The 12,646-nt window shown below is 37.4% G+C and carries 11 protein-coding genes and 1 pseudogene; 2 read left to right on the forward strand and 10 right to left on the reverse strand.

Annotation, left to right across the window (positions count from 1 at the left end; translation table 11 throughout):
* Nucleotides 1-99: 99 nt before the first annotated feature.
* The 10 genes from rnjB to EL101_RS08385 all read right to left on the reverse strand — a co-directional run bounded on the left by rnjB (nucleotide 100) and on the right by EL101_RS08385 (nucleotide 10,541).
* Entirely contained in the window at nucleotides 100-1,773 is a 1,674-nt protein-coding gene (gene rnjB / locus EL101_RS08335) for a ribonuclease J2 (protein WP_096597892.1), read from the reverse strand.
* A 506-nt stretch (nucleotides 1,774-2,279) separates the two neighbouring features.
* Complete coding sequence (pnp, locus tag EL101_RS08345; RefSeq protein WP_096597894.1) at nucleotides 2,280-4,373, reverse strand: polyribonucleotide nucleotidyltransferase; 2,094 nt, start codon at nucleotides 4,371-4,373, stop codon at nucleotides 2,280-2,282.
* 158 nt (nucleotides 4,374-4,531) lie between these two features.
* Entirely contained in the window at nucleotides 4,532-4,801 is a 270-nt protein-coding gene (rpsO, locus tag EL101_RS08350) for a 30S ribosomal protein S15 (protein ID WP_014614062.1), read from the reverse strand.
* A gap of 100 nt (nucleotides 4,802-4,901) precedes the next feature.
* Nucleotides 4,902-5,873, reverse strand: coding sequence for a riboflavin biosynthesis protein RibF (ribF, locus tag EL101_RS08355; RefSeq protein ID WP_096554952.1), 972 nt, complete (start codon nucleotides 5,871-5,873; stop codon nucleotides 4,902-4,904).
* Nucleotides 5,874-5,887: 14 nt separating this feature from the next.
* Nucleotides 5,888-6,805, reverse strand: a complete 918-nt coding sequence (truB, locus tag EL101_RS08360; protein ID WP_096597896.1) for a tRNA pseudouridine(55) synthase TruB — start codon at nucleotides 6,803-6,805, stop codon at nucleotides 5,888-5,890.
* A gap of 84 nt (nucleotides 6,806-6,889) precedes the next feature.
* A complete protein-coding gene (rbfA, locus tag EL101_RS08365) occupies nucleotides 6,890-7,234 on the reverse strand; it encodes a 30S ribosome-binding factor RbfA (protein ID WP_014614065.1) in 345 nt (114 codons plus the stop codon).
* A gap of 428 nt (nucleotides 7,235-7,662) precedes the next feature.
* The gene (locus tag EL101_RS08370; RefSeq protein WP_096597898.1) at nucleotides 7,663-7,974 is read right to left on the reverse strand and encodes a PTS sugar transporter subunit IIA; all 312 of its coding nucleotides are present in this window, start codon (nucleotides 7,972-7,974) and stop codon (nucleotides 7,663-7,665) included.
* 5 nt (nucleotides 7,975-7,979) lie between these two features.
* Nucleotides 7,980-8,291 carry a PTS sugar transporter subunit IIB gene (locus tag EL101_RS08375; RefSeq protein ID WP_096593221.1) on the reverse strand — a complete coding sequence of 104 codons (312 nt, stop codon included), beginning with the start codon at nucleotides 8,289-8,291 and terminating at the stop codon, nucleotides 7,980-7,982.
* Nucleotides 8,292-8,316: 25 nt separating this feature from the next.
* On the reverse strand, nucleotides 8,317-9,216 hold the full coding sequence (locus EL101_RS08380) for a DUF7916 family protein (RefSeq protein ID WP_096597900.1): 900 nt from the start codon (nucleotides 9,214-9,216) through the stop codon (nucleotides 8,317-8,319).
* A 56-nt stretch (nucleotides 9,217-9,272) separates the two neighbouring features.
* Nucleotides 9,273-10,541 carry a PTS sugar transporter subunit IIC gene (locus tag EL101_RS08385; protein WP_096597902.1) on the reverse strand — a complete coding sequence of 423 codons (1,269 nt, stop codon included), beginning with the start codon at nucleotides 10,539-10,541 and terminating at the stop codon, nucleotides 9,273-9,275.
* Nucleotides 10,542-10,728: 187 nt separating this feature from the next.
* Here EL101_RS08385 and EL101_RS08390 point away from each other — a divergent pair, with 187 nt between their 5' ends.
* The gene (locus EL101_RS08390; protein WP_096597904.1) at nucleotides 10,729-11,565 is read left to right on the forward strand and encodes an AraC family transcriptional regulator; all 837 of its coding nucleotides are present in this window, start codon (nucleotides 10,729-10,731) and stop codon (nucleotides 11,563-11,565) included.
* Between the two features lie 592 nt (nucleotides 11,566-12,157).
* A pseudogene (locus EL101_RS08395) lies at nucleotides 12,158-12,556 on the forward strand (transposase); the annotation flags it as partial.
* Between the last annotated feature and the right edge of the window lie 90 nt (nucleotides 12,557-12,646).

Raw genomic sequence — 12,646 nt, forward strand, 5'->3', positions numbered from 1 at the left:
CACCTGTATGATGAAAAAAGCGAATCTCCTCTTTAAAATGGCGTGCCTTTCAAAGAGTAAGATTCGTTTTCTTGTTTGAACTTCACACTGATTTTAAAACTATATTTCTGAAATCACAGGAATAATCATCGGTCGTCTACGCGTACTTTCAAAGAGTAACTTACTCACTTGATCACGCATATTTTGTTTCATTTCAGACCATTCAATACGTTTTTCTTGCAATCCTGCTTCAACAATTTCACGCACTTTTTCTTCTGCTTCTTTCAATAACGCTTCACTTTCACGGACGTAAACAAAACCTCTCGATTGAATTTCAGGTCCGGCTGCAATTCTTCTATTTTTAGGATCCAACGTAACGACAGCGATAAAAATACCATCTTCTGCAAGTAAATGACGATCACGTAACACAATATTACCGACATCGCCGACACCAATACCATCGATAAGTACATTACCTGCATTCACTTTTTCATTCAAGCTCATGTCTTGACCATCATAATGAATTACATCACCAGCTTCAGCTAAGAAAATCTTTTCTGGGTTCACTCCCGCTTCACTCGCTAATTTTGCATGTGCGATCTGCATTTTAAACTCACCTTGAATTGGAATGAAATATTCAGGTTTCATCATATTTAGCATGAGCTTTAACTCTTCCATACAACCGTGACTTGACGCATGAAGTTTTTTGTTGTTCGGGATAATGTGGGCGCCCGCACGAACAAGTTCATTTAACGTGTTACCGATAATCACTTCCATATTGGCTGAAGCGGTAATCGCAAGAAATACAGAATCGCCTTTTTGGATGTTCATAATTTTATGTTTTTGACGTGCCATTTGACTTAATGCTTCAACTGGTTCACCTTGCATCCCTGTCGCAATGATAATCACTTCATTTTTCGGATAATTTTCAACTTCGCTCATAGGAATTAATAGATCTTTTGGAATGTTGAAATAGCCCATCTTACGTGCAATACTAAATGAACTTTCTAATGAACGGCCTAAAAATGATACTTTTCTATTTAATCTATTGGCGATATTTAATACTTGTTGAATACGAATAAAGTTAGATGCATAACATGACACGATTAAACGACCTGTCACTTTCGCAAATGCATCAAACATGTGACTTTCAATGACATTTTCAGGGGTATTGTAACCCGGCTTCTCAGCTTCAGTTGAATCACTCAATAACGCGAACACACCGTCTTCACCGAGTTCAGCCATTTTCTTCATGTCAGGTGCATAATGACCGTGTAAACTTTGGTCGAATTTAAACTCACCTGTATACACGATTGCGCCGTATGACGTATGAATACATACACCTAAACTATCTGGAATACTGTGCGTCGTATTAAAAAATGTAACGTTTACACCTTTAAAGCGCATGACAGATTCATTATTCACCACATAATAACGGATTTTTTTATTAATTTGACGTGCTTTTAAATTTTCTTTCACTAAACCAATCGTTAATTTAGAACCGTATACAGGTGCTTCCACTTGTTCTAAAATATATGAAACTGCCCCAATCGCATGCTCGTGACCGTGTGTTAAGAAAATCCCTTTTAATTTATGTTTGTTTTCTAATACATATTGAATGTCAGGAATGACGATATCAATCCCTAACATTTCATCTTCAGGAAACTTCAGTCCTGCATCCAGCATAAACATTTCATCGTCAACTTCGACGATATACATGTTTTTGGCGATTTCTCCTACGCCACCGAGGGGGATAATGCGTATGTCTTTATTTTTCTTCTTTACTAAATTCAAAATTTTACCTCCTAATAAATATAGCCCGTCCATTTTACATTCATATTTTATTATAGTGGATAATGGAAACTCTGTACACTATTAAAGTATTTCGCGGAGGACAGGTTGAGGATTTTGTATACACGATAAATGATTGAGGTGACTGTACAAATGATACATTTACATAAAAAATATGTATCAAAGTATTACGATTCGTCTTAAGCATTGGTTGCTATTTCAAAGCAATCCTCAATTCCGAGATGCATACCAAAAAAGTAACGCAATGATGACAAATGCAATCACGTTATACATTACCACTATCGATTCAGAGTGCTGTATAAAATTCAGCAAAATCCCACCGAATAATAGGATAAGAATGAGCATCCCTGACAAAATGTTAATTTTCCTCAAACAGACCACGCTCCTCATAATTGTTTCTCACTATGCAAAAAACAGAAGTCAATGCTCATACGTCACATCTACTTCTGTTTTTTAAGTTCATCTATTCAAATATCATGTTTTTAATTTTAAAGCAACACTTTGTGAGAAGCGTTCACACGACCTTGTTTATCGATCTCAGTCACTTTGACTTTCAGTGTATCACCGATGTTTAACACATCTTCCACTTTATTAATGCGTTCGTTCGAAATTTGTGAAATGTGAACTAATGCATCTTTACCTGGGAACAGTTCAACAAACGCACCGAATTTTTCAATACGTTTTACTTTCGCATCATACACTTGACCGACTTCTGCTTCACGCACGATACTTTCAATCCATGCACGGGCTTGATTGATCATGTTTTGCTCAGTTGAACCGATGTAAACTGTACCATCTTGTTCGATATCAAGTTTAACACCTGTCGCATCAATGATTTCGTTGATTTGTTTACCACCTGGTCCGATGACATCGCGGATTTTTTCAGGTTTAATTTGCATGATTTCTACTTTAGGCGCATAAGCACTCAATTCTTTTCTTGGTTGGTCAATCGTTTGCATCATATGCTCTAAAATAGCTAAACGACCTTTACGCGCTTGTTCTAACGCTTCTTCAATGACCTCTTTCGTTAAGCCATCGATTTTAATGTCCATTTGAATCGCAGTAATCCCTTCAGTCGTACCTGCAACTTTGAAGTCCATATCGCCAAGCGCATCTTCCATACCTTGAATATCTGTTAAAATCGTATAGCTTTCTTCGCGCGTCACAAGACCCATCGCAATCCCTGCAACCGGTGCTTTAATCGGCACACCCGCATCCATTAACGCTAAAGTTGAACCACAGATAGACGCTTGTGATGAAGAACCGTTAGACTCTAGCACTTCACTAACGATACGCACTGTGTAAGGGAACGTCTTCTCATCTGGAATAATGTATTTTAATGCACGCTCACCTAACGCACCGTGACCAATTTCACGACGACCTGGTGCACGTACCGGACCTGTCTCACCTACTGAGAAGTTCGGGAAGTTGTAGTGATGCATGAAGCGTTTGTGCTCTTCTTCACCTAAACCATCGATAATTTGATATTCAGAAATAGAACCTAACGTTAACACTGACAAGGCTTGAGTTTGTCCACGTGTAAACAATCCTGAACCGTGTGCACGTGGTAATAAGCCCACTTCTGATGATAATGGACGGATTTCGTCAGGTTTACGACCGTCTGGACGAATTTTTTCATCCGCAATTAAACGGCGCACTTCATCTTTAATTAACGTATTAATAATGGTGCCAACTTCTTTTAATAACGCTTCATTTTCAGGATCTTCTTCGTTTTCAAAGTTCGCTAAAATACGTTCTTTAATCGCATCAAGATTCGCGTCACGCTCTTGTTTGTCGAACGTTTGAATCGCACCATTCAAGTTCTCATCTTTTGTCATTTGCGTCACTGAATCGATGAGTGTTTGATTTTTCTCTTCAGGAATAAATTCACGTTTTTCAGGCTGTAAATGCGCAATAATTTCTTCTTGGAATGCACATAAACGTTTGATTTCTTCATGGCCAAATAAAATCGCTTCTAACATTTCTGCTTCAGTAATTTCACTCGCACCCGCTTCAACCATGTTCACCGCATCTTTATGACCGGCTACTTCTAAATCAAGACGTGACTTTTCGCGTTGTTCTAAATTCGGGTTAATGACATATTCGCCATCAACATAGCCGACATTCACACCCGCAATTGGGCCTTGGAATGGAATATCTGATACACTTAACGCCATTGATGAACCGATCATCGCTGCCATTTCAGGTGAACAGTTAGGATCCGCACTCAATACAGTATTAATGATTTGGACATCATGACGATAGCCATCTGGGAATAATGGACGGATAGGACGGTCAATTAAACGTGCAGTCAATGTCGCTTCATCACCTGGACGTCCTTCACGCTTTTTGAAACCACCTGGAATTTTACCCGCGGCATACATTTTTTCCTCATAGTTGACAGTTAATGGGAAAAAGTCGCCATCACGTGGTTCTTTTGATGCTGTCGCTGTAGATAAGACAACTGTGTCTCCGTAGCGTACGAGTACAGCACCATTCGCTTGTTTTGCGAGTTGTCCTGTTTCTATTGTTAACGGCTGGTTTGCCCATTCCGTCTTAAAAACCTTCTTTTCTTGAGACATTATAAATCTCCTCTCCTACCTCTTTAAACATTTCGTAGCCTTTTACATTTCAATTATATCTTACATAATCATCTTTTAATAGTTAAAAAAGGAGCCGGATACGATAAATGTCCCAGCTCCTTCCTGTAATGCCACTAGTACGTGCGCAATAATTAAAATTAACGACGGATACCTAATGACTTGATTAATTCACGGTAACGTTGGATGTCTTTGTCACGTAAGTAGTTTAATAAGTGACGACGACGTCCTACCATTTTTAATAAACCACGACGTGAATGGTGGTCTTTTTTGTGAATACGTAAGTGATCGTTTAATGCAGTGATTTCTGCAGTTAACACAGCGATTTGAACTTCTGGTGAACCAGTGTCAGTTTCGTGTGTACGGTATTCTTTGATTAATTCGTTTTTACGTTCTTGTGAAATTGCCATTTGTCAATTTCCTCCTTTAAATTTTTCGTGCCTTTATCTGAGTCAGGCGTCGGAGTTTCAACCTACCAAGATAAAGGTCGTGTGCTAATCTTTATTAGACTTATACATTATATGATACATCGTCACCAAAATCAACCGCTAATAAATGTTTGGCGCGTGCTTTGTCATCGTTCATTTGCGCAACAAGTGGGTCAATCCCATCGAATTTCAACTCTGGTCGGATGTAGTGGTGCCAATAAATTGTGACACGTTCGCCATAAATATTTTCCGCAAAATCAAAAATATTCACTTCAATGACAGCTTGTGGTAAATCATCGTGGAACGTCGGCTTCACACCAATGTTCGCGACACCACGATAAATATGATCACTTGAACCAATCGTCATACTGACCGCATAAACACCGAGCGTTGGCCAAACATAGTCATCACTAGGTTCAATATTCGCTGTCGGGAAACCAATCGTACGACCGCGCTTTTCCCCTTGTACGACAGTTCCTTTCATACGGTAACGGTAACCTAATTGTTCGTTCGCTTTCGCAAGATGACCTGTTTTCAATGCTTCACGAATCGCAGTTGTTGAAATTTTTTCACGATTCAAATCTTGCTTGCCAATTGTGATACTTTCAAATTGATCTTGATATTCTTGAAGCATCGCCATATTTCCTTTGCCATACTTACCAAATGTAAAATCAAACCCAGCAATAATGACACGGGCATGATTTTTCACTAAATAGTCTTGCACAAATTCATCAGGTGTCACTTCCGCAAATCGTGAAGAAAAATTCACAACAAGACAATAATCAATATTTTGTTCGCCTAATAATTCAATTTTATCATCTAACGGCGTAATATAAGTCGTGCGTTTTTGTTTAGGATTTAACACGACTGACGGATGTGGGTCAAAAGTCATGACCGCTTTCTTCAGATCCTTCTCCTTTGCCACCCGATCTAATTCATCAAATAATGCTTGATGCCCTCTGTGTAGCCCATCGAAAAAGCCAAGAGCCATCGCTACATCCTCTTGAATATATTGTTCAGCTTGAATAGGATGTGTAATTTCGATAACTTCCATAACCAAGTCTCCTTTTAATTAAATACCTTTTTCGGTTTAATTTCATCTTGTCGTGATGGATGTACTTCATAAATTGCTAATACATCGTCATTGTCACTATCAATCATGACAAGTTGCTGCTCAAATGGAACATTAAAATAACCTTGAGCAAACTTTTGTCCATTCTTTATCTTTATTTTATCACTTTCATTTTGAACATGGAAAGATGGAAGTCCTTTCAAGCCGTATGCAAGTGGTAATAATTGATTTTGGAGTGTGTCATCAAGATGCGCTTGTTCAATCGATGCTAAGGTGAGTGCCTGGTTTAAACTGAAGCCACCACTCATCGTGCGCGTGAGCAATGACATATGCGCTGGTACATGAAGTGCACGGCCAATATCCGTTGCGAGTGTGCGTATATACGTCCCTTTGCCACAAGTCACTTCTATTGAAAAACGTGCAGTGTCATTTTCAAAAACTAAGTCCGAAATCCGTGCAATGTGCGAAATATGAATTTGACGTGCCGGACGTTCCACCGTTTCACCATTGCGTGCGTATTCATACAATTTTTTACCGTTCACTTTTACAGACGAATACATTGGTGGAATTTGCGTTGTCCACCCTTTAAATGCGTGTAACACTGCATCGACTTGATGGGCATCGAATTGGTCAGCTGTAACGATTTCACGCGCCAAGACGTCACCCGTTTGATCTTCTGTCGTCGTTGAAAAACCTAACGTCACTTCAGCGCGATACGTTTTACCCATTTCCATCACATAATCGCTCACTTTTGTCGCTTGACCGATACAAATAGGAAGGACGCCATCCACTTCAGGATCTAATGTCCCTGTATGGCCTATTTTTTTCGTCTTTAAAATTTTGCGCAATTTAAAAACGACATCGTGGCTCGTCAATCCTCGTTCTTTATAGACAGGTAAAATACCATGATACATCCACCAACACTCCTTTTCATAAAATAAGCTAGACTACGTGGACTCTACAATTGCAGATCATCTCACGCACTCTAGCACACATTGTTAGTCGTTATGATTTAAATCTTGAATCAATCGTTCGATACGGTTCCCATATTCAATCGATTCATCATATTCAAATTGCAAATCAGGGACAATTCTAAGTCGCATACGCTGACCAATTTCAGATTTAATGAACCCTTTTGCCTTTTCAAGACCTTTGAATGTATTTTCGCGTTCTTTATCACTACCAAGTACTGTTAAATAAACCTTTGCTAATGATAAATCGTTAGTTGGCTGTACATCTGTAATCGTTAGAAAACCGACTCTTGGATCTTTTAATTTGTTATTAATAATATCCATTAATTCTTTTTTCATTTGTTCGCCAACACGTTCTGCACGCATATTCATATCATGTGCCTCCTTTCAACATAGTGTCGTAGCATTATCCTCAATACATCATTATAAAGGAGAGGAGGAAGAGGCGTCAATGAAACTGTGTGCGAAAGATGATTTGTTTGCATTCATTTTCAAAAGACGCTGTGGAAAGTGTATTTTGCTTGTTAACAATTGTCATTTTACCTGTGCAATGCTTGTATTTATGTCAAGCACATGCTATGATTAAAAAAAGAAAAAACTCCTAACCAACTTTCTTAGGGGTGATTAGGAGCTAAAAACATAGCAACATATAAGTGCGTTCAGGCTCGACATATGTTTTACTATTACAGCCTATTTTTAGGTACCCTCGTTATCTCACAAATAACGGGGGGTTATTTTTTGTCTTTTTATTTTGATGTTAAAAAAAGAGCTGAGTCATAACTCAGCTCTTTTTCCTTTTATCAATCTAATTTATCATACAATGTTACGATTTCTTTCGCTAACTCGATGAAATTCATTGCAGTCATTAAATGATCTTGACTGTGCACGACAAGGAGTGAGACATCTGTTTTTTCACCGCTCGCTTCTTTCGTTAACATTTCCGTTTGATAACGATGCGCTTCTACAATCGTTTTCTCTGCTTCTCTCAGCTTTTCAAACGCTAGTTCTTTCTTTCCTTCTTTAACGACGTGTATCGCTTCCATCGCATAGGATTTTGCATTACCACTATGAATGATAAGCTGCATGACAGTTTCCAGATTTTTCTCTTCCATCATGATCACCCGATGATATCTAATGCTTTTTCTAATACGGATTGACCATTCATCATGCCATAATCAGCCATATCAATCACACGAAGCGGAATATTTTTAGGATCTAATTTTTCTTTTAGTTTTCTTTCTTCGTATCTCACTTGAGGCCCTAATAGTACAATATCAATGTCATTTTGTTCCACTTCTTTATCAACTTCAGGCACAGAAACGGCATAGATTTGATAGTCACCTTCCATGTCTTGCGCTGCCTTTTCCATACGTTGCACGAGCATACTCGTACTCATCCCTGCTGCACATGCTAAAAGAATTGTTTTCATGATGTTTCCTCCTTGATATCAATGGTTATCTTAAAATCGAACGTGTCATCTTTGAAACGGTATGACGTAAACCTCTGATGGCAACACCAAGCTCATAAATATTTTCTACTGGCGCTAACCCACCGTAACCCGCATCACCAATATGTTGAATATCTACGCCTGCAATTTTGTTTTGAAGACCAAAAAATCGGATTGTTTCTTTTGTAGCGCTTTCCTGACTTGTCCCAATCGCACTCATGACAAGTACACCATGAGCATGACACAGTTGAACCGCTTCACTCACCATATCTAATGTGATACCTGGAACGCTACCAATGGATGGTACAAGAATGACATCCGCACCCGCGTCAATTAAACGTTGAACCAATTCTAAGTTGACAACCGGTTCGTCTACACCTGCACTGTGCATTTTTCCAGCAAAGACAAGACCGTCAAACAAACTTTTGGCACGTTTGACACTTTCGACAATGGCATCATTGGACACACCCGTACCAGGATTTCCTGTAAGACACACAAAATCCATACCGAGCGCATTCAACTTTTCAAACGTTTCTTTTCTTGCAGTACGCCCTACTTCTAATTCAAATCGTTCTTCCATCATGTCAGCAGTTTGATCGACTGGCTCTAAATTCACACCAATCGGACGACCACATAATCGTTTTAAAGATTGAATCGGATTGTTTTCAATATCGAGTAGTCCTGCAATTTTGACATCTAATACGTCGACACCATTGAGTAAAATTAAATCTGCCCCAAAAGATGCCGCCATTTCTGCATTTGTTACTTCATGAATCCACGGGTTTCTCGTTGCCACATTTTCTGATAATACAACACGTCCTTCTGATGCCTTAATACTCTGCTTAAGTTCTTCAGGGGTCATTTGTGCGACTTCAGAAGTGTCTGCACTAATTAATCGTTTTACCATTTTCATCCACCTCAACATCTTTCAAAATTTATCTTACTTTATTGAAATCATTGGTTTTATTTATCTCGTTCTTCTTTCAAATATGACTTTTCAATTGCTGCGTAAAAACCGATATAAATCAAGATATCAATCACAATTAAAATGGCTTGTAGTATGGATGCACTTATACTTCCAGTCGTTAAGAAACCTGAAATAATCGGTGGCATCGTCCAAGTCGCAGTCGCTCTCGTATAAGGTACTAAACCAGCAAGTGTCGCAAAATAGGCAATAAATAGGTTGATCACTGGTGTTAATACAAATGGAATTAATAAAAACACATTTAACACGATAGGTAAGCCAAACATTGCAGGTTCATTAATATTAAATAAACCAGGTACTAATGTGATTGGTGCAAGTGCTTTTGTACGTTTACTTGCTTTTCTTCTACGTGCAATAATTGTAATTGCGATCACAAGACCTAAAGTAGCACCACCACCACCCATGTAAACATAGTTATCCATAAATGGTTGTGTGAAAATATATTGCATAGGTTCATTTGCTTTGTATGCTTCCATATTCGCTTGTAAGTTACCTAACCAAACAGGCGCCATAATTGAGTTCACTGCACTACCACCGTTAATACCTACAAACCAGAATAAACTGTTGAGCGCAACGATAATCGCTGTACCAAACACTGAGCCACCAAGAAAACCAATTGGACCCCCTAAAGCTGTAGTAATTAAATCATGCGCATTCGGTAGTTTGAATGCATCTAATACCGCGTAAATACTGAGCCATAACGTAAAAATGACAATACCAGGAATAATAGCCACGAAAGAACGTGATACTGCTGGCGGTACACTATCCGGCAATTTGATTTTAATATCACGGTCAATAAAGAATTTATAAATGTGCACGCTCACCAATGCGATAATGATAGCCGTGAACATCCCTTTAGCTCCTAAATAACCTAACGTAATACCTGATGCCGTATCTGTCTTGATAAATGGTGTCACTGTTAAAAATGAGCAAAGTGCAATGATCCCAATTGCTACCCCATCTTGTTGATATTGTTTGGCATAACTCCAGGCCACCGAAAAACTCGCGATTAATCCGACTAAACTAAACGTACTGTCTACACCTTTCCACAAATACTGACTGATACCAATCTTGTCTAAGTATTCAGGCCAACCTGGTATCGGCAAGCTCGCAATTAGCATAAAAATGGATCCCACAATAGCTAGAATCATCGTTAGAGAAAGACCATCACGAATAGCAACTAACACTTTATTTGTAGAAAACTTCACAGCAAGAGGCATTATTTTTTCATCAATCAATTTATTCATAAGCTTCTCCTTTTCAATAAATTCAAATTTAATGATTTAAGATCGATCTCTAATGAATGAGGCTGCCTCAACTTGAGTACTTTTTATACGAAAGCGCTTTCTATACTTTTATTTTAGAAGTTCGAATCGCATATGCATATGTTATAATGTTTGAAAAATATGTCGAAAAATGTAATGAGGTGAGAAAATGAGAGAGGTTTGGAAACATTTTGATATATCCTTTGATAATATCGTCATCTCCGAATGTGGCATTCAACAGTTTTTACCTGAGCAAACGTATAGTTATACGGTTACTGAAACTTTTGTATTACATTTTGTGGAAACTGGGAAAGGCTTGCTGAGGATTAATCATAAAACATTTTCTTCTAAAGATTTTAATGGCTTCATTTTAAAAAGAGGACAAAAGGTAACGTATAAAGGCGACAAAAATGTACCTTGGAAAACCTTTTGGGTGGGCTTAAAAGGGACACACTTACAAAATTTTTTAAAAACCAATCAACTGAATCATCAAGACATACTCAAATTTCATGAAGACAGTAAAGCCGTCAATATCATTAAAGAAATTTGTTATACGACAAAGCAAAATACTTCGCAGTCTGATTATTGGTACAAATGTAAAACATACGAACTGCTTTTTTGTTTAGAAAATGAATTTAAACAAACGGACATGATTATTTTGAACAACCATCAAGATATTATTCATCATATTTATGAATACATATGTAATAACTATATGAAGCCACTTAAGATTCAAGAGATTTCACTTCATTTTGGTATTAGTAACAGTCAATTATTCACTAAATTTAAAAATAACTACGGCAAAACCCCAAAACAGTTCATTTTAGAAGCAAGAATCGATAAAGCAACACAACTATTGAGAGAAACAGATCACCCTATTAATGTCATTAGTCAGCTCGTCGGTTTTAATGATTATTTTGTGTTTGAAAAGGCATTTAAAAAACTGGTACATCGCTCTCCTAAAGATTACAGAACTGAGAAAAGAGCGCACAAAATGATTCATTAGACTTTGTGTGCTTGGATTTTTGTATCACGCTTAATCGTTCATTGTTGAATGACTATCTGGCGTTTATTGGTTGTGATGCTTGTATTTATGTCAAGCACATGCTATGATTAAAGAAAGAAAAAACTCCTAACCGTCTTTGTCAGGGAAGATTAGGAGCTAAAAACATAGCAACATATAAGTGAGTCCAAACTCGACATATGTTTTACTATTACAGCCTATTATTAGGTACCCTCGTTATTTTGCGGATAACGGGGGTTATTTTTTTGTCTTTTTATGACGATACTTTATCAAAAAATAGACAATGATACTTAAACAGATAGATATATCTATGTGTATAATTATCGTCACCATATGTATCACCCCTGCTATTACAAATTTAACAAGCTGTAGGTGAAAACATATGACTCATAGGCTCCTATGTTTTTATAGATGTATTATACGCGCATTGCATTTATTACGAAAGTATATTGAGGGCTACATTGTAATTTTATATATACAATCTCCATTAAACGCTATGCTCCTTATCATTTCTAAATATAACTTGATGTATGTAACTAAATAACAAACAGATTTTTAGATCTAGAAAAATATAAACATTATTTCAATTCCTGGCATCGGAGAACTCACAGCTGCATTGCTTATTGGGGAACTTGGTAATATTAGAGAATTTAAAACAAATAAACAATTGAATGCATTTGTAGGTATTGATATTAAACGGTATCAATCAGGAACTTCAAAAAGTAGGGATACGATCAACAAAAGAGAAAATAAAAAAGCAAGACGTTTATTGTACTTAATCATTATGAACATTATTAGGGGAAGAAATCATTATCAAAGCCATATTGTGGATTATTATTACAAATTAAGAGAGCAGCCTCATGGGAAACCCCACAAGACTGCCGTAATAGCGAGTATCAATCGCTTATTAAAGACCATTCACTACTTGATAGTCAATGATAAATTATATGATTATCAGAAAGCACCACACTAACGAAACCATATAATCATATACATCATAACACCTTATTTAAAAAAATAAAAATTGGACGGTCTAGTTTAGTAATGTCATTTTTAATTAACA

It is taken from the genome of Staphylococcus delphini (genome assembly GCF_900636325.1).
Taxonomy (GTDB): Bacteria; Bacillota; Bacilli; order Staphylococcales; family Staphylococcaceae; genus Staphylococcus; species Staphylococcus delphini.